Origin of the sequence: Flavobacterium davisii, assembly GCF_019565505.1 — a bacterium.
Lineage (GTDB): Bacteria > Bacteroidota > Bacteroidia > Flavobacteriales > Flavobacteriaceae > Flavobacterium > Flavobacterium davisii.
The window spans coordinates 37033-59542 of record NZ_CP067378.1 but is presented as its reverse complement, the minus strand read 5'-3'; the positions used below and the strand labels follow the sequence as shown (position 1 = coordinate 59542).

At 27.5% G+C, this 22510-nt stretch carries 20 protein-coding genes, 1 tRNA gene and 5 pseudogenes; 17 read left to right on the top strand and 9 right to left on the bottom strand.

Annotated features, from left to right (window positions below):
* Window positions 1-13 precede the first annotated feature (13 nt).
* A complete protein-coding gene (locus JJC05_RS00290) occupies window positions 14-1870 on the top strand; it encodes a DUF349 domain-containing protein (RefSeq protein ID WP_105197136.1) in 1857 nt (618 codons plus the stop codon).
* A gap of 627 nt (window positions 1871-2497) precedes the next feature.
* Here the strand turns inward: JJC05_RS00290 and JJC05_RS00285 are convergent.
* Window positions 2498-2578: transfer RNA gene (locus JJC05_RS00285), tRNA-Tyr, on the bottom strand.
* A gap of 386 nt (window positions 2579-2964) precedes the next feature.
* Window positions 2965-3339: a hypothetical protein gene (locus JJC05_RS00280; protein ID WP_127823061.1), complete on the bottom strand. Its 375-nt coding sequence runs from the start codon at window positions 3337-3339 to the stop codon at window positions 2965-2967.
* Window positions 3340-3343: 4 nt separating this feature from the next.
* Between JJC05_RS00280 and JJC05_RS00275 the strand changes: the two genes are divergently transcribed.
* On the top strand, window positions 3344-3751 hold the full coding sequence (locus JJC05_RS00275) for a helix-turn-helix domain-containing protein (protein ID WP_258929329.1): 408 nt from the start codon (window positions 3344-3346) through the stop codon (window positions 3749-3751).
* 49 nt (window positions 3752-3800) lie between these two features.
* On the opposite strand, the pseudogene recG reads toward JJC05_RS00275, so the two are convergent.
* The 3 genes and pseudogenes from recG to JJC05_RS00260 form a co-directional block, all read right to left on the bottom strand.
* Window positions 3801-5902: pseudogene (recG, locus tag JJC05_RS00270) on the bottom strand (ATP-dependent DNA helicase RecG).
* Between the two features lie 29 nt (window positions 5903-5931).
* The gene (locus tag JJC05_RS00265; protein WP_105197040.1) at window positions 5932-6672 is read right to left on the bottom strand and encodes a Dph6-related ATP pyrophosphatase; all 741 of its coding nucleotides are present in this window, start codon (window positions 6670-6672) and stop codon (window positions 5932-5934) included.
* Window positions 6673-7309: 637 nt separating this feature from the next.
* Window positions 7310-8928: pseudogene (locus JJC05_RS00260) on the bottom strand (ABC-F family ATP-binding cassette domain-containing protein).
* 102 nt (window positions 8929-9030) lie between these two features.
* Between JJC05_RS00260 and JJC05_RS16255 the strand changes: the two are divergent.
* From JJC05_RS16255 to JJC05_RS00235, 8 genes are all read left to right on the top strand, one after another.
* The gene (locus tag JJC05_RS16255; RefSeq protein WP_258929327.1) at window positions 9031-9378 is read left to right on the top strand and encodes a hypothetical protein; all 348 of its coding nucleotides are present in this window, start codon (window positions 9031-9033) and stop codon (window positions 9376-9378) included.
* A 25-nt stretch (window positions 9379-9403) separates the two neighbouring features.
* Window positions 9404-9721 (top strand): prolipoprotein diacylglyceryl transferase family protein, encoded by a 318-nt coding sequence (locus JJC05_RS16250; protein WP_258929325.1) that lies wholly within the window; start codon window positions 9404-9406, stop codon window positions 9719-9721.
* A 21-nt stretch (window positions 9722-9742) separates the two neighbouring features.
* Window positions 9743-11128 (top strand): radical SAM protein, encoded by a 1386-nt coding sequence (locus tag JJC05_RS00250; protein ID WP_105197042.1) that lies wholly within the window; start codon window positions 9743-9745, stop codon window positions 11126-11128.
* 45 nt (window positions 11129-11173) lie between these two features.
* Window positions 11174-11443: a hypothetical protein gene (locus tag JJC05_RS00245; protein ID WP_105197043.1), complete on the top strand. Its 270-nt coding sequence runs from the start codon at window positions 11174-11176 to the stop codon at window positions 11441-11443.
* A gap of 277 nt (window positions 11444-11720) precedes the next feature.
* Entirely contained in the window at window positions 11721-12230 is a 510-nt protein-coding gene (locus tag JJC05_RS16245; RefSeq protein WP_258929322.1) for a hypothetical protein, read from the top strand.
* 211 nt (window positions 12231-12441) lie between these two features.
* Window positions 12442-13104 carry a TlpA family protein disulfide reductase gene (locus tag JJC05_RS16240; protein ID WP_258929321.1) on the top strand — a complete coding sequence of 221 codons (663 nt, stop codon included), beginning with the start codon at window positions 12442-12444 and terminating at the stop codon, window positions 13102-13104.
* Window positions 13105-13295: 191 nt separating this feature from the next.
* The gene (locus JJC05_RS16235) at window positions 13296-13856 is read left to right on the top strand and encodes a gluzincin family metallopeptidase (RefSeq protein ID WP_258929320.1); all 561 of its coding nucleotides are present in this window, start codon (window positions 13296-13298) and stop codon (window positions 13854-13856) included.
* Between the two features lie 26 nt (window positions 13857-13882).
* Entirely contained in the window at window positions 13883-15313 is a 1431-nt protein-coding gene (locus tag JJC05_RS00235; protein ID WP_258929319.1) for a M1 family aminopeptidase, read from the top strand.
* Between the two features lie 120 nt (window positions 15314-15433).
* Here JJC05_RS00235 and JJC05_RS00230 read toward each other — a convergent pair.
* Together JJC05_RS00230 and JJC05_RS00225 are read right to left on the bottom strand one after the other, a co-directional pair.
* A pseudogene (locus JJC05_RS00230) lies at window positions 15434-16292 on the bottom strand (bestrophin family protein).
* 6 nt (window positions 16293-16298) lie between these two features.
* Window positions 16299-18274, bottom strand: a pseudogene (locus tag JJC05_RS00225) (KUP/HAK/KT family potassium transporter).
* Window positions 18275-18569: 295 nt separating this feature from the next.
* Here JJC05_RS00225 and JJC05_RS19000 point away from each other — a divergent pair.
* The 6 genes and pseudogenes from JJC05_RS19000 to JJC05_RS00205 form a co-directional block, all read left to right on the top strand.
* Window positions 18570-18677 (top strand): annotated as a pseudogene (locus JJC05_RS19000) (transposase-like zinc-binding domain-containing protein); the annotation flags it as partial.
* A gap of 147 nt (window positions 18678-18824) precedes the next feature.
* Complete coding sequence (locus tag JJC05_RS16230; RefSeq protein ID WP_258929318.1) at window positions 18825-19265, top strand: transposase; 441 nt, start codon at window positions 18825-18827, stop codon at window positions 19263-19265.
* 75 nt (window positions 19266-19340) lie between these two features.
* Window positions 19341-19547, top strand: coding sequence for a hypothetical protein (locus JJC05_RS16225; protein ID WP_240668935.1), 207 nt, complete (start codon window positions 19341-19343; stop codon window positions 19545-19547).
* Window positions 19548-19777: 230 nt separating this feature from the next.
* Window positions 19778-19954 carry a hypothetical protein gene (locus JJC05_RS00215; RefSeq protein ID WP_235877896.1) on the top strand — a complete coding sequence of 59 codons (177 nt, stop codon included), beginning with the start codon at window positions 19778-19780 and terminating at the stop codon, window positions 19952-19954.
* Window positions 19955-20052: 98 nt separating this feature from the next.
* Entirely contained in the window at window positions 20053-20223 is a 171-nt protein-coding gene (locus JJC05_RS00210) for a hypothetical protein (protein ID WP_235877894.1), read from the top strand.
* 62 nt (window positions 20224-20285) lie between these two features.
* Entirely contained in the window at window positions 20286-20705 is a 420-nt protein-coding gene (locus tag JJC05_RS00205) for a WD40/YVTN/BNR-like repeat-containing protein (protein ID WP_235877892.1), read from the top strand.
* A 4-nt stretch (window positions 20706-20709) separates the two neighbouring features.
* Here JJC05_RS00205 and JJC05_RS00200 read toward each other — a convergent pair whose 3' ends face one another.
* Together JJC05_RS00200 and JJC05_RS00195 are read right to left on the bottom strand one after the other, a co-directional pair.
* A complete protein-coding gene (locus tag JJC05_RS00200; RefSeq protein ID WP_235877890.1) occupies window positions 20710-21018 on the bottom strand; it encodes a DUF6787 family protein in 309 nt (102 codons plus the stop codon).
* 372 nt (window positions 21019-21390) lie between these two features.
* Entirely contained in the window at window positions 21391-21555 is a 165-nt protein-coding gene (locus JJC05_RS00195) for a hypothetical protein (RefSeq protein ID WP_181142911.1), read from the bottom strand.
* Between the two features lie 62 nt (window positions 21556-21617).
* Here JJC05_RS00195 and JJC05_RS17795 point away from each other — a divergent pair, with 62 nt between their 5' ends.
* Window positions 21618-22505 (top strand): CBS domain-containing protein, encoded by an 888-nt coding sequence (locus tag JJC05_RS17795; RefSeq protein ID WP_309597377.1) that lies wholly within the window; start codon window positions 21618-21620, stop codon window positions 22503-22505.
* Window positions 22506-22510 lie beyond the last annotated feature (5 nt).

Sequence of the window (22510 nt, the reverse complement as noted above, 5' to 3'; positions counted from 1 at the left end):
AATATCCTGCACCATGCAAGAAGAAATGAATGATAACCTGCTACAAGCAGATGGAAATGATCAAAATCTATCCCAATCACATACTCAATTGGCGATAGAAACCATCGAAAATTTAAATGCAGAAGTAAGCGAAGATAATACATTGGAAGAGGAACATGAAATTCCGATGAAAGATTATCATACTATGAGTATGGATTTATTGATTACAGAATTTGAGCAATTAATTTCTATTAATAAGATTATGGCCATTCGTAATCATATAGAAGAAATAAAATCTGCCTTTTTATCTAAATACAATCTTTTTATTGAAGAAAAAAGAGAAGAATTTCTTCAAGAAAATCCTGCGGAAGATTTTGAATACTACTATCCGACAAAAGCTAAATTTGATTCTTTATATAATGATTATAAAAACAAGAAAAATATTCATTTTAAAAATCTTGAAGCTAAATTAAAATCAAACCTTCAAAATAGATTATATCTAATAGAAGAACTTAAAACACTATTAGCATCCAATGCTGAAATAAAAGATTTACTAAAACAATTTAATGATATCCGTGATCGTTGGAAAAATGCAGGAGCAATTCCTAAAGATAAATACAATCATGTTTGGAATAATTATCATTTTCATGTAGAAAATTTCTATGATTTATTACATTTAGATAGAGAAGCACGCGATTTAGAATTTAAACATAATTTAGATAAAAAACTTAAGATTATTGAAAGAGCTAAAGCTCTTTTAAATGAACTAGATGTTTTTAAAGCCTTTAGAGAATTACAGTTATTACATAAAGTTTGGAAAGAAGAGATAGGTCCTGTATCTAAAGAACATAGAGAAGAAATATGGAAAGCATTTAGTGAAGTAACAAAACAAATGCACGAAAAACGTGAAAATTTATTTGAACAACAACGTCTAAAGGAAGAAGAAAATTTAGTTATAAAAAAAGATATTATAAATCAAATTAATCAAGTTGCCGAAGAAAAAATAGCCATACATTCTTCTTGGCAAGGACAGATTAATAAAATAGAAAAGTTAAGAAAAGCTTTTTTTGAAGCAGGTAAAGTACCCAGTGAAGTAAATGAAGAAACTTGGGCCGATTTTAAAAATGCTGTTCGAAATTTTAATGCAAACAAAAACTCTTTTTATAAAGAAATTAAAAAAGAGCAGCAGTCTAATTTAGACAAGAAGAATGCTTTAGTTGCTAAAGCAAAAGAATTAATGAATAATGATAATTTTGAAGCAACAACACCTATTATGAAAAAAATCCAAGAAGATTGGAAATTAATAGGTCATGTTCCGAAAAAGTTTTCAGACAGTGTTTGGGCAGAGTTTAAAGAAGCTTGTAACCACTATTTTGATCGTTTAACAGCCTTTAGAAATCAAAACGAAGCAATTGAAATTATATCCTTTGATAAGAAAAAAGATTATTTAGAAGCTATTAAATCATTTACGCTAACAGGAGATCATAAAAATGATTTAGAAGCTATAAAGAAACATATTGAAACTTGGAAATCATTTGGTAAAGTTCCTTTTTCTAGACGTCATATAGAAGGGAAATTTAATAAAGTACTAGATGGATTATTTGAAAATTTAACTTCAAGTAAGCGTGAAGCAGAAATGATGCGTTTCAATAGCCGTTTAGAACAATTAACCCAAGAAGGAAAGAACAAAATTGATGGCGAAAAGATTTTCATTCAACGAAAAATAGAAGAAGTTCAAAATGAAATTTTTCAACTAGAAAATAATATCCAATTCTTTTCAAATGCAAAAAAAGATAATCCTATGATTATTGAGGTTAAGAAAAATATTGAACGAAATAAAGAAGAATTAGCTATGTGGAAGGAAAAGTTAAAACAAATTTTCAGCCTTTAATTTAATAGATAATATATAAAATATTATCTCAAACCAATTTATAGCCACATTCAGAAATAAAATATTTCAATAAAATTAAATATTAAGATCTTCTTGCTTCTGAATTTAAACCCCATTTTTAAGACTTTTCTTCTAAAATGGGGTTTAATGTTTTAACCTATATTAATATTACAATAAAAGATACGAGAGCTTTCTTAAACCCAGATTCCGCATTAGACTTCGTTGTGAAACAAAATTTTTCAATAAATTCAAGTGCTCACGGAAAATTTTAGAAGAAGAAATAGTGAACTATTTTGATGATTAAAATTTGAGTACGTGCTTGAATTGGAAGAAAAAATAAAGTGGAATAGATTTACTTCGTCTATTCGCTACGCTCGGGTCTAATGTGTAATCTGAGTTAAAATAAATTAGATGATATTTATTTGTGTTTAGCACCATTTATTTACTTCTTTAGAGCTATCTTTTGTAGAAAATAAGATTATAATCTTTTAGATCAACCTGATTGAGGATAAAAAATATTTTTTTAGATTATCTTTTTGCTTAATCCCTTTACCCTCTTTATCCAGAAAAGCTGAGTATTAATATATAAAAAAAACCGATAAATTAAATTTATCGGTTTTTATTTCGTGGGGAGAGCAGGATTCGAACCTGCGAAGGTTTCCCAACGGATTTACAGTCCGTCCTCGTTGGCCGCTTGAGTATCTCCCCCTCACTAACTGTGATTGCTTGATTGCGATGCAAAAATACAGTTGTTTTTTAAATTAACAAGCTTTTTTTTATCTTTTTTTATATTTTTTTTCAAATACTTGTTATTGAGTTTGTTAGTTATTGTTTTAGTATGCCAAATTATGCTATTTTATATTATGTTTTTATTAGATCGTATAAAAAATGAATCTTATACTAACTAAAAATGGTTGTTCGAAAAAAACGACCCTGTTATGCTTGCAAAAGAATAGAAAATCCCCACAATTATAATGATCAACATAACTATTTGTAAGGTAGCCTTAAATAAATTAAAGACTGAGTTTTTACCTTCGAACAACCTTTGATTAATTCTTATTTTAAAAATAATTAAATAAGATATTTTTTAAAAGTCAAATTTTTCCCTTAATTTCTTTTTTATATTTGTTTAACAATGCTTTTGTCATTCCTAAATTAGCTTTTGTAGAATCAACAGCTAAATAAATAAAATATTCATTATTTTCAGAAATATCTATAATATGAATTTGAGATTTTAAATTAATTAAAATATCTTCAATAGATTCGTTTAATCCTAAAGCATTGATAGCATTCAATTTAGCTTTTACAACTTCAAGGTTAAATGCAGATCCTAATTCAGGATCAAAATTAGGATTAACTGATAGGGTAAAGTAAGAAATTCCACTCTTAATTTCAGAAACAGCAACAGCTATAAAACCGGGGACGTTGTTTCTTAAGTCCTCACCAAATTGTTTTAAAAAATTTGACATACGTTTGATTATTAAGTTAAAAATTAATTTTATTTTTGGGGATTTAAACATTGATTATTTTAATCATGACAAATATAAACAAAATTTTGAACAATCATACAATATGATGAATGAATTTGAAGATTTAGGTATACGTTTTAATAGATATTTAATATCAAAAGGATTAGGTGTTAATCAAATTGCTAGAATGTTAGAGCTATCCGGTAGTCAAATTAGCAATATTAAAAATGGAAAGGTTTTTGGAACAGATAAAATGTTCAAAATACTGAATACTTTTACTGATTTAGATGCTAATTGGTTATTTCGTGGCGAATCTATGGAACATCCTGAAGTTGATATTAACAGATTGGATTATATCATTGAATTACAAAAAGAGCGTATTATAGACCTTAAAAAGAAAACGCAGAATTGAAGAAGTTATTAAAAACGAATACCTCTAAAATGAACTAGATGGTATTAGTTTAACTAATATAATTCCATATATTTTTTTCTTATTTAAAGCTATAAATATTTGTTTTAGTTTTTGATTAGCTGGTTTGTCCATAGTAGGATCCTCTTTTAGTAATCGAATAGCATGATGTCTTGCTAACTGTAAAATATCACGATCTTTTACCAAATCAGCAATTTGTAAGTTTAGTACACCGCTTTGCTGAGTTCCCATGATATCACCTGGACCGCGGAGTTTTAAGTCAACTTCTGAAATTTCGAAACCATCGTTAGTTTTGCACATGGTTTCCATTCTTATTTTACTTTCATTACTAAGTTTAAGACCTGTCATTAAGATACAATAGCTTTGTTCAGCTCCTCGTCCTACACGACCTCTTAATTGATGTAATTGGGAGAGGCCAAAACGTTCTGCGCTTTCTATAATCATAACGGAAGCATTAGGGACATTTACACCTACTTCAATTACAGTGGTTGCCACCATAATGTTTGTTTTTCCTTCTGCAAAACGATTCATTTCTTCTTCTTTTTCTGTTGCTTTCATTTTGCCATGTACTATTGAAATAGCATATTTAGGCAAAGGAAAATCTCTAGAAATACTTTCGTAACCATCCATTAAATCTTTATAATCCATAGATTCTGATTCTTGAATTAGAGGATATACTATATAAACTTGTCTTCCTTTATCAATTTCATCTCGCATGAATTTCCAAACTTTTAGTCTATTACTATCATAACGATGTACGGTTTGTATAGGTTTTCTACCGGGTGGAAGCTCGTCAATTACAGAAACGTCTATATCACCATATAAACTCATAGCTAAGGTTCTGGGAATAGGAGTAGCAGTCATGACTAATATATGCGGTGGAAGTTCTGCTTTTTTCCATAATTTACTACGTTGTTCTACTCCAAAACGATGCTGTTCGTCTATAATGGCTAGTCCTAGATTTTTAAATTGTACTTTGTCTTCTAATATGGCATGGGTACCTATTAATATATGTAAACTTCCATTTTGTAGTTCTTCATGGATTATTTTTCGATCTGAATTTTTAGTGGAACCAGTAAGCAATTTTATATTTATATTAAGAGGCTTAGCTAATTCAGTAATTCCGTTAAAATGTTGAGTGGCTAAGATTTCTGTAGGTGCCATAATACAAGCTTGAAATCCGTTATCTAAAGCTAACAGCATGCTCATTAGGGCTACAATTGTTTTACCAGAGCCTACATCTCCTTGTAATAAGCGATTCATTTGGGCTGGATTTCCTAAATCATTTCGAATTTCTTTTAATACTTTTTTTTGAGCATTAGTTAAGTCAAAGGGGAGGTATTGAGTATACATTTCATTAAAATAATGACCTACTTTTTCAAATGGATATCCTTTAATTTTGTGTTTTCGTACTAAATTTTTGGAGATTAATTGTAATTGAATAAAAAAAAGTTCTTCAAATTTTAATCTAAATTGTGCTTTTTGTAATAATTCTTGACTTTTAGGAAAATGAATATTGAATAATGCGCTGTTTTTAGGAATCAGTTGTAATTCTTCTAAAAGATAAGGAGGGAGGGTTTCAATAAATAAAGTATGGGTTTCAATAAAAAGTTGTTGCATCATTTTATTGATAACTTTATTAGAAATTCCTTTATTCTGTAATTTTTCAGTTGAAGGATAAACGGCTTGCATTGCTGTACGCAAATTGGCTTTGTGTTCGTCTAGCAATTCCATTTCAGGATGTGGCATTGAGAATTGATTATTAAAGGCATTTGTCTTACCAAATATTACGTAAGGCGTATTTATTTTTATATTTTCACGTATCCATTTAACACCTTGAAACCAAACTAATTCTATTTCACCTGTATCGTCTATGAATGAGGCTACTAAACGTTTTTTCCCTTTACCAAATTCAACTGTTTTTAAATGAATAATTTTGCCTATAATCTGAACTTCGCTATTGCTAGGCATTAATTCATTAATTTTATAATAACGCGTTCTATCTATATACCGATTGGGATAAAGATTAACCAAGTCGGCATATTTATATATATTAAGTTCTTTTCGTAATAACTCCCCGCGTTGTGGACCAACACCTTTTAGATATTCTATAGGAGTTTCTAATAATGACATTTTTAATACAATCTGGTTAATTTAACAATTTAATTTTTTTTTAATAGATCTACATACCAAAAACCATAATGAAGGGGAGTTTGATTTGAATTTGTATTACAAACTTGATTTGAGTTATCTGATTGAGGCTGTTTATAAGATCTGTATACTATTTCTCCTATCTCAAATTCAATGGGTTTTGAGAAAATAGGACCATCAAAGGTAAATGTATGAAATTCGCCGTTTTCACCACAAACATCTACATTCTCAGGTAGATCATTTAAAAATTGAGAATCTATAATCCGCCCTACAAAACTTTTATCTAAATATTCTTCATTAACACAGGTTACAATAGTTTTAAAACCTAGGTCTAAAAAGGTGTGAATTAATTGTGTTGTATCTATTTTCCATAGAGGAAAAACGGCTGTAATATTCAATTCTTTTAGTTTATTTTCACGATAACTGCGTAAGTTTTCTAAAAAAATATCGCCAAAAATGGAATATGAAACACCTTTATTCTTAAAGTCAGATAAGGTAGTCTGCATGATTTTTTCATAAATTTCCATTGTAGGCATTTCAGGAATTTCCATTTTATGTAATGGTATTTTTATACTTTTTGCCTGTTCTTCTAAAAGTTCAGTACGAACGCCGTGCATAGAAATACGGTTGTAATGCTTATTAACACTTGTTAATAGACTGACTATTTCATATTCATTTGTTTGCAAAATTGTATATAACGCTAGTGCTGAATCTTTTCCGCTACTCCAATTAAAAATGGCTTTTGACTTCAATTTTTGATATTTTAGGGTAAACTTACAAAAACATTGTATTTTTAGAAAGTAAATTAGTAATTCTAATTGATAAAGGAGAATTTTTAATTATTATAATCGTATTAAACCCAGATTACGCATTAGAAATTTATTAAAAATAAAAAGGATACTTTTTTGACCTCAATTAAGTTTTACTAAATACTAAATCAGAGTTTAAAGAATATTAAAAAGTAGGGGAGAGGAAATAATATAAAGGAAAGTTTCTTTAACAACTTGTAAATTAAACCTAAATAATAGAAAATTAAACTAACAGGTTTTATTATATTCAATTTCTTAAGTATATATTGTTTTTATTATTTATAAAAAAAGAATACTATTTGTTCTGCTGCAATTTTCTGTAGATACTTTAATTTTTTTGTATAGTAGGCTCTAATATAAAAACGAATTTGAAATAGTTTTTTATTAAAGTTTTAGATGATTAAAATTTATAATAAAAGAGGCTGTCTGAAAAAAAACTTGTTTTGTCATTTTTAAACTAAGGAAAAGAAATTATATAATCTTTTTACAAGTTTAAATAATGTCCTAATTCTTATTTTCAGACAGCCTAAATAGTATAATTTATAAGAGAATTTTATTTGTTTTAGATGTGTACTTAATGTTATATAGTATACATTTTTTTTCTCATTTCTTGAATTTTATCATCTTCAAGGTATTCATCAAAAGTCATGTAGCGATCAATAACCCCGTTAGGTGTTAATTCTAAAATACGATTTCCAACTGTTTGTGCAAATTCGTGGTCATGTGTTGTGAATAACACAGATCCTTTGAAATTTTTTAATGAATTATTAAAAGCGGTAATAGATTCAAGGTCTAGATGGTTCGTAGGTTCGTCTAACATTAATACATTGGCACGTAACATCATCATTCTAGAAATCATACAACGTACTTTTTCACCTCCTGATAATACACGTCCTGTTTTTAGTGCTTCTTCACCTGAAAAAATCATTTTACCTAAGAAACCACGTACATAAACTTCATCACGTTCTTCTTCTGTTTTAGCCCACTGACGCAACCAATCTACTAATGTATAATCATTTTGAAAAAAGTTGTGGTTATCAGCAGGTAAATAGGATTGATTGGTGGTAACTCCCCAGTCAAATGTACCTGAATCAGCTGTTAAATTACCGTTTATAATTTCATAAAAAGCAGTGGTTGCACGAGAGTCTTTAGAAAATACAACAATTTTATCTCCTTTAGCCATATTTAGGTCGACATTTTTGAATAAAACTTCGCCATCTAAAGAAGCGGATAGATTTTGAATATTCAAAATTTGATCACCTGCTTCGCGTTCTTGATCAAATATAATAGCAGGATAGCGACGGCTAGAAGGTTTAATGTCGGAAATATTTAATTTTTCGATCATTTTCTTACGAGATGTTGCTTGTTTAGATTTTGCAACGTTTGCAGAAAATCGACGAATAAATTCTTCTAATTCCGCTTTTTTCTCTTCTGCTTTTTTGTTTTGTTGTGCACGTTGTTTAGCAGCTAATTGTGATGATTCATACCAAAATGTATAGTTACCTGAATAGTGGGTTATTTTACCAAAATCAATATCAGATACATGTGTACATACTGCGTCTAAAAAGTGACGGTCGTGCGAAACTACTAATACGGTATTTTCATAATTAGCTAAGAAGTTTTCTAACCAACCAATAGTTTCAAAGTCAAGATCATTAGTAGGCTCGTCCATAATAAGCACATCTGGATTACCAAATAAAGCTTGTGCTAATAAAACACGTACTTTTAATTTTCCTTCCATTTCGCTCATTAAGGTATAATGATAATCAGATCCAATACCTAAATTAGATAATAGGGTAGCAGCATCAGAGTCTGCATTCCAACCATTCATTTCTTCAAATTGAATCTGTAATTCTCCTATTCTGTCAGCATTGGAATCGTTATAGTCTAAATATAACGCATCCATTTCTTTTTAACAGCATATAAGACTTTATTTCCCATTAATACAGTTTCTAAAACTGTATGTTCATCAAACATGTTGTGATTTTGGTTTAAAACAGACATACGTTTACCGGGCTCTAAAATTACATGTCCAGAAGTAGGATCAATATCGCCTGATAATATTTTTAAAAATGTTGATTTTCCCGCACCGTTTGCCCCAATAATACCATAACAGTTACCTTGTGTAAAAGTTACGTTTACTTCGTCAAACAAAATTCGTTTACCAAATTGTACTGATAAATTTGAAACTGTTAGCATTTTTTATTTTTTTAAAGCGTTGCAAAAGTACTAATTAGTAATCAGTAATTAGTAATTAGTTGTTAGTTTTTTATAAATTGCGTAAAATTCTAAATATAAAGAATGAAAATACCGTTTGATAATGCTCCTTTTTATCATTATTTATTAGAAATATTTGCATTTTTTATAGGCATGCGCCTTTATTCTTTTCTTAAGAAAAAAAATAAAATTATATCGGATGAAAATAGACTTTGGATTTTATTAGGTGCTATGATAGGGGCTCTAATAGGATCAAGAGTTATTGCAGTTTTAGAAACGCCTAGTTTAATTCCTAATATGTCCTTTTTTTCTTTTTTTCAAAATAAAACAGTTGCAGGTGGTTTTTTAGGTGGTTTACTTGGGGTAGAAATAATAAAAAAATTATTGGGGAAACAAAAGCTTCCGGTGACTTATATGTATACCCTATTTTAATAGCTCTTATAATAGGTAGGATAGGATGTTTGGGCATGGGAATTATGGAACCGACTTACGGAATAGAAACTTCCTTTTTACAGGAATAGATTTAGGTGATGGTAAATTGAGGCATCCCGTAGCTTTATACGAAATTGTTTTTTTATTAGGATTGATTTTTTTGTTCTACAAACTTGAAAAAGTCGATTTTATAAACGGAGATCGTTTTAAACTTTTTTTCTTGCTTTATTTTTTATATCGTTTTTTTATTGAATTTTTAAAACCTTATGAATCTTTGTTTTTTCAATTAAGTATTATTCATTTCATTTCTATTTTTGTTTTTTTCACTATTATTGTTTTATAATTAGAATTATTAAAAAAATAAATGCCTACTAGAGATTATATATATTACGATGCCACACAAAGTATTTGTCCAAAATGTTTACATCTTTGTAATGCTAAAATTGTTTTTGAAAACGAAAAAGTTTGGATGTTAAAACATTGTAAGACACATGGTGATTCAAAAGTTATGATTGCGGATGATGTTGAATATTATCGTCAGATAAGAAATTATAATAAGCAATCAGAAGTGCCTTTAAAATTTAATACAAAGGTGCATTATGGTTGTCCTTATGATTGTGGGTTATGTCCTGATCATGAGCAACATTCCTGTCTATCAATTGTAGAAGTTACAGATCGTTGCAACTTAGCCTGTCCTACTTGTTATGCTAGTTCAGCCCCTAATTATGGGAATCATAGAACATTAGACGAAATTGAAAGAATGTTAGATGCTATTGTAGCTAATGAAGGGGAACCTGATGTAGTTCAGCTTTCAGGAGGAGAGCCTACTGTACATCCTCAATTTTTTGAAATTTTAGATTTAGCTAAATCAAAACCTATTAAACATTTAATGGTTAATACTAATGGTATAAGAATAGCTAAAGATATTTCTTTTGTAGAAAAATTGGCTTCTTATATGCCCGATTTTGAAATTTATCTTCAATTTGACAGTTTTAAATCAGAAGTTTTAGAAAAAATGAGAGGAGAAGATTTAAGTCAAATTAGAAAAAAGGCTATTGATAACTTAAATCGATTTAATTTATCCACCACTTTAGTTGTTACTCTACAAAAAGGTGAAAATGATGACGAAATTGGTGAAATTTTACAATATGCCTTACAACAAAAATGCGTTAGAGGAGTAACTTTTCAGCCAACTCAAGTTGCGGGAAGAAATGAAAATTATGATGATAGTGAAGGTCGAATAACACTAACAGAAGTACGTAGAAAAATTTATGAGCAATATCCTATTTTTACACCGCAAGATCTAATTCCTGTTCCTTGTAATCCTGATGCTTTATGTATGGCTTACGCTTTAAAAATGAATGGAGAAGTTTTTCCTATGACAAATCTTATTAATCCAGAAGATCTTTTAAACAATTCTAAAAATACAATTGTTTTTGAAAGTGATGAAAAACTTAAAAATCATTTACTTACCTTATTTAGTACAGGTATTTCTGTAGATTGTGCAGAAGAAAAATTAGGCGAATTAATGTGTTGTCTACCTAGGGTAAAATCAGATCATTTACAATATGAAAATTTGTTTAGAATTATTATTATGAATTTTATGGATGCACATGATTTTGATGTAAGAGCTGTCAAAAAATCATGTGTACATATAGTTGATAAAAAGGGAAAATTAATTCCTTTTGAAACAATGAATTTATTTTATAGAGATGAATCGATAAAAGAAATTAGAAAACAACTAAACTAAAAAAATGCAAAGATTTAGTTTTTAAGGAAAGAAAGATTAAATGACATGAAGAATAAGAAAATATTTTTTTTATCAACTTTCATAATGATATTATGTATTCTATTTGTAGAGCCTATTCGTACTATTCTAAAATTAGGCCTACTAACTATTGCCGGATTGGCTGTTATAATATCCCCTTTTCCTCTTATCATAGGATTATTACGTTTGTTTTTTATAACGGATGATAAGAAGTTTACATTACAATTAGTTACGTATTCAACTATTATATTAATAATAGGCTATAGTACTTGTGGTATATTAACCTTTGTAAAATAAATAATATGTTAAATAATCTTTTTTTTGTTTTAATTATTGTTGTAGAACTGGTAAGTCTAATAGCTTTTCTTGTAGGTCTGATATTAGGCATTTTTTTTAGAAAAGATAGGTATAAATTAATAACTAAAAACTATTAATTTACTCTGTCATTTCATTTATAATAGGATTTGGATGCTGTGTAGGTCGTATTGTGTTATCACCTAAATGATTAATTTTAACGCTATATTAACATTTTTTTATAAATTATAAAAATACATTTGCTATAGGTAAATATTAAATGATGATTGCTTATTATAAAAAAATATTTTTTTATACACTATTTTTTATCCCTTTTTTTCTCATTTCTTGCAAAGAAGAACAAGAAGATAAGGTTTATTTTGGTGGTGAGATAATAAATCCTAATTCTAAATTTCTTTATTTATGTAAAGAAGACAAGGTGATTGATACTATAGAATTAGATAACAATAATCGTTTTTTAGTAAAATATGATACGTTAAGTTCTGGTATGTATACTTTTAGGCATGAACCTGAATATCAATATATGTATATAGAAAAAGGGGACAGTTTAATGGTAAGGCTAAATGCACAAGAATTTGATAATTCATTAACATTTTGTGGGCGAGGAGATGAGAAAAATAATTTTCTAATTGAATTATTTTTGAGAAATGAAGAAGATAAAAATTCTAGTTTTGATATTTATGATGAACCCTTAAAAAAGTTTGAATATAGGCTTAATAAAGAATATGAAAAAAGGAAAGCCTTTTATGATGAAAAAAAGAAGAAATAAATTGGAATGATGATTTTGATTTGTATGCTAATTCTATGTTGGAAATGCCTTACTTAACAAAAAAAGAGCTTTATCCTTTAGTATATCAATTTAGAACCAACAAAAAAGTTTGTGGTTTACTTCCAAAAGATTATTATGATTACCGAAAAAAATTGATTTCAATAATCAAAAATTAACTGATTTCTCTCCTTTTGTAGCCTATTTAACAGCTATGTTAAACAACATTACCTGTCATAATAGAAAAGAAACTGTTATTGTACAAAATAATATAGATAGATTAAAAGTAGCCGATTCTATATTTACCAATAAATCTATTAAAAACTCTGTATTACATAACATTGCTTTTATGTATCTTTTAGAAGATCAAAATACTTCTAATAATAAAGCTTTTTTGTCTCAATATTATAAACTTTCTACTGATTCGTGTAGTCGAAATGCTATTAAAGATATAGCTAATGCTATTCAGTCTTTAGCTAAAAATAAATATCTACCAACAATTGAACTAATTGATTTACAAGGAAAAAGGATAAGTTCTATACCAACAAATTCTAAAAAAACGGTTGTGTTTTTTTGGAGTTCAGAGGCAAAATCTCATTTAAAATTAGCTCATAAAAAAGCGATTGAAATTATGAAACGAAATCCTTCTATAAACTTTGTAGCAGTTAATATAGATAAGGATCCGACTCAATGGAAAAAAGTCTTAGAGCATCATCATTTTGGAATTCCTCAATTTCATGCTAAAGATTTTGAAGATATACAAGATAAATGGGTAATAACCAAAATACACAGAGCAATATTATTAAATGAAGATAAAACAATCAAAAATGCTTTTATAAATATTTTTGATGCAGAATTTGATAATTATCTAAAATAGTGATATTGTTTTTGATTAAATATTGTCTGAAAAAGATTAAAATATTATTTATTTCATTGTTTATATTTAATAAGAGTATTTTTAGTAAGATTAGAAATTATACAATATTTTACATAAGGTGTATAAACTAAATATTTAAATATTACTTTTTTAGAAAACTTCCTTTTTATATACGCTAACTAAACGTTTTTATGCCTCTTCTTTTTTTACTTTTTTCTATCACTTTATGGGGACAATCAAGGCCTAATGTAGATTTTATTTCATTAAATGCAGAACTTTCACCCGCTTTTGAAACTAAATCAATATCAGGAACTTGTGAATATCTTTTACAAGTAAATAGAAAAGTAGATTCTATTAAAATAGATGCAATAAACATGGCTTTTGAAGAGGTTCAAATAAATGAAAAAACTGTAAAATACAAAAATACAAATAAATCAATTGTTTTTTTTGAAGGCTACAAAATAGGTAAAAATATAATTAGATTTAAGTATCAAGCCACTCCCAAACAGACTATGTATTTTGTCGATATGGGAAAAGATTCTAACGGCCTATCTTCTAATTATCATCAAGATAATGAATATAGAAATTATCAAATATGGACACAAGGTCAAGGAAAGTATACTTCTCACTGGCTACCTAGTTTTGATAATGTAAATGAAAAATTAATTTTCAATTTAAGTATTTGTGCACAACCATTTTATGAAGTCATTTCAAATGGTATATTAAAAAAAAGTGATACAGCCCTGGTTTAAAAGCAAATAAAAAATGGGAATATAAAATGAAAAAACCAATGTCTTCTTATTTAGTTATGCTTGCTATAGGAGGATTTGGTCATAAAAAAATAAAATCAAAAAAAGGTAAAAATATTTTTTTATATTATAAAAATGAAGATCAAAACAAATTGGATTATACATACAAATATTCAAAGGAAATTTTTGATTTTTTAGAAAAAGAAATTGGACTAGAATATCCGTGGGATATTTATAAACAAGTTCCTGTAGAAGATTTTTTATATGCTGGAATGGAAAATACTACTGCTACATTATTTAGTCAGGATTTTGTAGTAGATAAAATAGGTTTTAATGATAAAAGTTATCTAAATGTCAATGCTCATGAATTAGCACATCATTGGTTTGGAGATCTGGTTACTGCCAAAGAAGGAAAACATCATTGGTTGCAAGAAGGTTTTGCAACCTATTATGCACTATTAACTGAAAAACATTTGTTAGGGGATACTCATTTTCATTTTGAATTGCTAAAATATGCTGAAGAAATACAAGCCAATTCTAAAAAGGATACAATTCCTATTTTAAATGAAAAAGCAAGTGTTTTAAGTTTTTATAAAAAAGGAGCTTGGGCATTACACTATTTAAAAGAATTAATAGGCGATAATAATTTTAATAAAACGATCAAAACCTATCTAAAAAAATATCAATATAAAAATGTTGAAACAGATGATTTTCTAAATGAAATTAAGAAAGTAGCACCTGATTTTAATATTTCTCAATTTAAAAAAGAATGGTTAGAATCATCTTATTTTCCTATTGAAAAAGTAATTCAAATTTTGAGTAAAAATGAGAAGGTGAAAAAATATTTTGAATTACAAAAAATGGAACCTATTCCTTTTAATGAGAAAAAAAGTTTTTTTAAAAATATTTTATTATTAAATGAATCTGAAGCATTATCACAAGAAGTAATTTACCAACTAATTAATATTCCTTACGAAGAAAAATCGGAACTATTAAAATTAGCAATGGATACAAAGAATATAGTTATCAGACAAACAGTAGCAGAAACAATGCAAACAATTCCTTTAGAATTTAAATCAAATTACGAAGGTCTTTTAACTGATGATTCCTATGTGACTCAAGAAATTGCATTAACTCAGCTATGTAAACAATTTCCTGAAAATTGTCCTTTTTATTTAGATAATACCAAAGAAATAACGGGTTTAAATGATAAAAGCTTTAGAATTAATTGGTTAGGACTAGCTCTTAATTCAAAAATATATAATAAAGAAATATATAATTTGCTTTTGTCAGAACTTTTAAATTATACAACAATTCAATTTAGTTCAACTATAAGACAAAACGCATTAGAAGTAGCTCTAAAAATTAATCCAACACATCCAATTGTTTTAGAATCATTAGTAAATGCTACTCAGCATCATAAGTGGCAATTTGTTCGTTTTTCAAAAAAATACAATTAGGGCAATGCTAAAAAAAGTATATTTTAAAAAAGCTTTTGAATCTATTTTGCCTAAATTATCTGAAAAAGAACAAGTTTTTTTAAAGAATGAATTAAAATAGATAATAGGGTAGAGGCTTAATTATAAAATTTCTTCTATATTTTTTTTTATATTTTCTGCTATTTTATTAGTAGGTAAATCATTTTCATCATTTCCAAAAGGATCTTCAATTTCTTCTGCTATAAGTTCTAGACTGGCCAAAACATAAAATATAAAAATAACAACAGGTATTGTCAAATAACCTAAACTAAAAACATAGCCAAAAGGTAAGGTCATGACATAAAAAAGATAAACTTTTTTAGGAATACACTATAAGAAAAGGGAATAGGTGTATTTTTTATCCTTTCACAAGCTCCACAAATATCTAAAAAGAGATTAATTCATTATTGATGAATAGTAAATTTTCATCTGAAAGTTTGTTTTGATTTTTAAGCTCAATTATTTTTTTAGTCATTAGTTTAACAATTTGATTGGGCTTATGTTTTTTATGACGTACGTCTACATTTAGTTCTTCAAATAACTCTTGACTAATTTCTTCATTCTTTAAATGTAAATTAAGAGTTTGTGCAAAATGGGGTATTGATTTTTTAAATAAAATTCGATCTTCTTTGTTGAGTAATGCAGAAAGTTTTATTGCTAGGTTTCTACTATTATTAACTAAAGATCCCCATTGTTTCCTTCCTTCCCACCATCTATCATAAGCGGTATTTGTTCTAAAAACTAAAAGTAATGAAATAACAAAACCCAACATGCTGTGCATGATGGGTATGTTCTTTAAGTTATGATTTTCTGATAATTTAAAATATTCGAGTTCTAAATAGGCAATGATTCCAGCATATATTCCAATACTAACTATTAAAGGTAATAATTGTCTAAAAGTATCTGCTTTGTGAAATCTAAAAATAAAAGTAAACCAATCTTTTGTATTATAAGAAATCATTATGTTTTATTCTTTTTCTTTGTGAATTCTATCTAATTTAATTTTTTCTGGAGCATGAAGTACCATTGGGAATTTTTCAATTTTCACAGAACTTATATCCAATCCAAAAGCACTTTCTTCTGATAAAGAGAACTTTTTAAGAAAGAAATAGGTATTCATTATTATTTTTTCAGCAAAATCTAAGAAACTGTCATTTGAAAGATATTTTTCAGAAAGTATAAATTTAAAGTCGCCTAAAATTTTATTTTTATGTAAAGATTCGTAACGACTTGTAATATCTACTTCTCCTTTTTCTACCATGTCCTTAATTACTTCTTTAAACATTAGATTAATTTTGGTAGGTTCTCTAAATCCTAAATTAAAATCAATACGGTATAAATCATCTTTAATAATCTCAGTTACTCTATATTCTTTTTGTATGGTTCATTCGTAACATTAACATGTATAAACCAATAAATATCAGCACGTTTTGGTCTTTTTTGCAAAATAGAATACATTACTTTTTCTTCAATTTCATCTACGCGACCTGCGTTGGTCATATAAACTAAATGAGTAGCATATTTTGGAATAGATAAATCAACGCTTAATTCGGCTAAAACTTTTTTGTAGTGGTCAACTTTTACAAATTTAGTATAATTTTTACCAATTTGTTTCGCTCTATACCAAACAGCCATGACAAATATTAATAAACAGGCAATAATAAGTGTTACGTATCCGCCATGTGCAAATTTATCCAAACAAGCTATTAGAAAACTAAATTCAATAGCTAAATAAAATAGAATTACAGGTATTATTATATAGACAGCAATACGCTTCATAACCATATAATACATCAATAAAATAGTCGTCATGATCATACATAAAACGATAGCAAGACCATAGGCAGCTTCCATTTTTCCTGATTCTTTAAAGTACAAAACAATACCAATACAACCTGCTAATAATAACCAATTGATAGAAGGGATATACAATTGACCTTTTAGTACTGTTGGGTATTTAATTTTTACTTTAGGCCAAAAATTTAATCGTACTGCTTCATTAATTAATGTAAAAGAACCAGATATTAAGGCTTGAGAAGCAATAACAGCAGCTAAAGTAGCTATTAAAATTCCAAAAGGTTGAAACCAATCCGGCATTACCAAATAAAAAGGATTGATATTATTAGGATTAATACTACGTAAAGTTTCTCCTTGATGTTTGATTAAATAAGCTCCTTGACCAAAATAATTTAATAAAAGAGCTATTTTTACAAAAATCCAACTGATTCTAATATTTTGTCTACCACAGTGTCCCATATCGGAATATAAAGCCTCAGCACCTGTAGTACATAAGAATACAAAACCCAATACATAAAATCCTTCTGGGTGAATTTTTAATAAATGAATAGCATAATAAGGGTTAACAGCTTTTAAAACATCAAAATTTTGTGAAATTTGAATAATTCCTAAAATGGCTAACATTCCAAACCAAATGGTCATCATAGGAGCAAAAAATTTACCCACTAAGCTCGTTCCAAATTGTTGAATTAAAAATAATAATACTAAAATAGTAATTACAATAGGAACCGTATTTATTTCAGGAAAATATAATTTTAATCCCTCAACAGCAGAAGAAACAGATATAGGAGGTGTAATAATTCCATCTGCTAACAAAGCAGATCCACCTACAATAGCTGGTATAATGAGCCATCTGACTTTCGTTCGTTTAACCAATGCGTATAATGCAAAAATACCACCTTCGCCATTATTATCGGCAGATAGTGTCATAATTACATACTTTAAAGTAGTTTGAAGGGTAAGCGTCCATAAAATGGCCGAAATTCCTCCTAAAATTACATCGGGGCTAATAGCATGATTGCCAATAATAGCTTTCATTACATACAAAGGAGATGTACCGATGTCACCATAAATAATTCCTAAAGTAACAAGAATTCCACCTAGAGTAAATTTACTGTGGAGATCTTGATGATGCGTTGCGCTCATATTTGAAGTTAATAAAATAAAACACAAAATTAAATATTTACAATTAAATGTTTGTATTTTTAGTCTTTTTTTTTAAAAGAAATAGAAAGTTTTAAACTATGAAAGAAATATTTATAACATTTGTTATTTCGTTTTCACTATTAGCTTGCAAAACAAGCCAAAAGAATACTCTTAATTTTATAGATTCTATAAAAATGGTTTAATAGTCAAAAATAGTTGGTAAAATAGCTGTTAGCTATTGTAAAATATGATATTTCGAAGAGTTTATTGAAATTCGTTTCAATAAACTTTTTTTATTTATGAAAAACTCAAAAAAAAGCGATGTCCAACTTGTAAAAGTCTAGAAACTATAAAATGGGGAATTCAACAAAACAAACAACGATTTAAGTGTAAAAATTGTGGACAATTATTTACTAATATTAATAAATCAGTTTCAGATTCTAATAAAGAAATATGGTTCAAAAATTGGGTAATTGGCAAAGACACTTTTAATAAAATTTCACAAGAATCAGGATATGGAATAAGCACTTTACAACGTTATTTCTATAAGATGCTAAACAAATCTCCTGTCTTAGAGTTTAGTTCAACTGATGAGATATATTTAGTTCTTGATGGAACTTATTTTCCAAATGATATCTGTTTAGTTGTATATAGAAACTTTCATTTAAAGCTAACACAACTTTACAGAATAAGCAATGGAGAACATTTTGAGGAAATAGCCGAAGACTTAGAAAATCTATTAAAGCTTGGGATAACAATAAAAAGCATTACTTCTGATGGAGATAAATCTTCTATAAAAGCCATTAAAAAAGTTTGTCCAAAAGTACCCTTTCAAAGATGTTTAGTTCATATATCACGAATGTGTAGAATATGGCTTACAGCAAATCCAAAACATAAATCTGGTTTTGAACTGAAACAAATAGCTGTTAAAATTCATTATATAAACACCGAGTACAAAAAGCAATTATGGCTTATGGAACTCATAAAATAGGAAGAAACATATAGAGATTTCATTAATCAAAAATCATATAATCCCGAAACAGGAAGATATTGGTATACGCATAAAATGGTTAGAAGATCGTTTACGGTAATCAAAAAAGCATTGCCTAATATATTTTTGTATCTAAAAGATGAAAAAATACCCAATTCAACAAACTCATTGGAATCATTTTTCGGACACTTAAAAGGCAACTTGAATATTCATAGAGGATTAAGTTTAGCCAACAGAAAGAACTTTTTGAAATGGTATTTGTATTATAAAAACCAAATGTAAAAAGGTTTTATTTAGCCATGTTAAATTACCGATAATTAAAGAGGATAGACTGAAAATCTATCCTCTCAAACTATCGTATAATTATCAAACTTATTGCTAGTTGGTTGCTCCTCAGCAGAGCCAACGTCCTCTTCAATTTGATAGGGGTAATATAAGCATTAAATACTAAAAAATCACCAACTATTTTTGACCACATTACCATAAAAATAGATACTCTCTTAATCGAGCAAATGAGCAGTCGCGCTTTATTAATAGATAAAGACCATTTGTGGTTTGGAACCAATCAAGGTAAATTTGGTTGTATCCATCTAAAAAATAAATCTACCTATATATCTAATGTAATAGAAAAAAATAAAAAGTTCGATTTTAGAAGTATTGCTCAAACTAATAGGATGTATTTATATTAAGTATTGCTAATCCTGCTATACTTTATAAAATAAATAAAAAGACAAAAATAGTAGAAAAGGTATATGAAGAACATCATGAAAATGTTTTTTATGATGCCATGTTATTTATTAATAATAAAGTAGGATTTGCCATTGGAGATCCAATAAATGGATATCCTTGTATCATTAAAACAGAAAATGGAGGACTTAGTTGGAAAAAAATAGAAGCAATTCATTTACCAATATTTATATCAGGAGAATCTTTTTTGCAGCCAGTAATACCAATTTAAATTATAAAAATGGAACTCTTTTTATGGTTTCTGGTGGAAGATCAGCAAATCTCTACACATCTATGAACAAAGGGTTAAAATGGAATAAAAAACCAACTCCAATTATTCAAGGTGAAAGTATGACCGGAATTTTTACATCTGATTTTTTTAATGATAAAATAGGAATAATAGCAGGAGGTAATTATGAAAATTTGAATGACAACACACAAAATAAGGCTATTACTCTTGATGGAGGAAAGAGTTGGCAATTATTAGCCCAAAATGAAGCTTTTGGATACGCATCTTGTATACAATTTGTGCCTAATAGTAAAGGAAAATCGTTATTAGCCACAACAGCAACAGGTGTTTTTTATTCCCAAAACAGAGGAAAAAATTGGAAGAAATTATTATCAGATAATGATTTTATTGCCTTTCGATTTTTAAATTCCAAAACTGCAATAGCTTCTGGCAAAAATAAAATTGTTCGTTTTAATTTAGAGTAAAAAATTACCTTTCTTTAAAAATAAATCCAAGTCCCATTGATTTTAGCATTTTTTTACTAAAAGGGGAAAAAAAATGAGATTGACCAAAAAGCCAACCAAAAAACATTAACATAAAAGGGTAGAGAGGCAATACTAAAATTAATAATAAAAAGTAATAAATACTCCAATGCATACTTTCCTTTGTTAATCCTAGAAATTGCATAAAATAGGCGGAAATTCTAGCTGATAAAGAACCATTTATAGCAAATACAAGGAAAATAACAGCTAATTGATAATTCGATTTAATTCCCCAATGCTTTTTAAGTCTATTCATTTTCTTTTATTTTCACAAATATAATTAACGTATGGGAAACCTGCTAAATAATTGTTTATTATTATATTTTGTTTCATAAAAATAATCATAATTTATGAGTATTTATACAAATTGAACTGTAATTTATTAGATTCTTAAATCTGTAAATTTTCTTAGAAACATACTAGAATTTAACAGCTAATTAGTTAAACTAGATCATATACTTATAATTGATAATTTCATAAAATATTTTTAAATTAATATCGTATAAAATTTAAAAACAATTGAATTTAACCCAAATTACTTTTAGATATTTTAAAAAAACATTTTACTGATTTTAGTATTATAAAATTAAGAACTAGAATTACCAAAACTATATTTGAGTTTAAGTTTTTAATATTCATTAAAATCTAAAATAACGACTCTCTCTTTATACATCATTATAAAAGACCTATAATTTATATTATGTAAAATAGAAAAATTAAACATTTCCTTTGCTCCTATAAAAAATGTTTCTAATTTTACTTTGAAAACATTTACATTTGATAAAGTCTTCATTTGTTACTTAATTATTTTAATGATTATAAATGCTTTCTAAAAATAGATTTTATAAAAATTATATGAAAAATTCTATAGCTACTAATATTGCCAATTTTTTAAAGGATTTTAAACCCTTTAGTTTTTTATCTTTTGAAGATCTAGAACAAATTGCGCATTATATCAAAGTTATTCATTTAGATAAAAAACAAAAACTTTTTCAAATAAATGATCCTTTACATGAAAGTTTTTATGTCGTAAATTCTGGTGTTATTCATTTAACTGTTGTATCAGATGCCGAAGAAACGCTATTAAACAAATGCTATGCAGGAGATATTTTTGGATTAAGACCTTTTTTTGCTAAAAACAACTATCAAATGACCGCAAAAGCAAATGAAGAAGCTATTTTATTTGCTATACCTATTGATAAAATTAGACCATTTGTAATACAAAATTCACAAGTTTTAAATTTCTTACTAGAAAGTTTTGCTTTAAATTCAAACAATCCAACAGATCAAGATAAAAAACAATTAATTGCTGATAATGTTCAACTTTCAGAATTTCAAAATGATTTTTCATTTATACAAACATTAGCTTATAACCACTCCCCTTTGTTCGTTAAACGAGATCAAAGTATTAAAGAAGTAGCTTTGCTAATGACTGATAAAATGCTCGATAACGCATTTATAATAGAAGATAATAAACTTATAGGGATCGTTACCGATTCAGATTTTAAATATAAAGTTGCTACTGGTAAAAATGCTATTCAGTCGCATATTGATAAAATAATGACTTATCCAGTTATAACAGTTACTGAAAATATTTCATTATCAGAGGCACAATTAGTAATGTTATCACATAAAGTACACCATTTATGTGTTACTATAGATGGGACTCCACATAGCGATGTAAAAGGTGTTATTACACAACAAGATTTAGTACAAGCGCAAGCTAATTCCCCGGTGTATTAATAAAA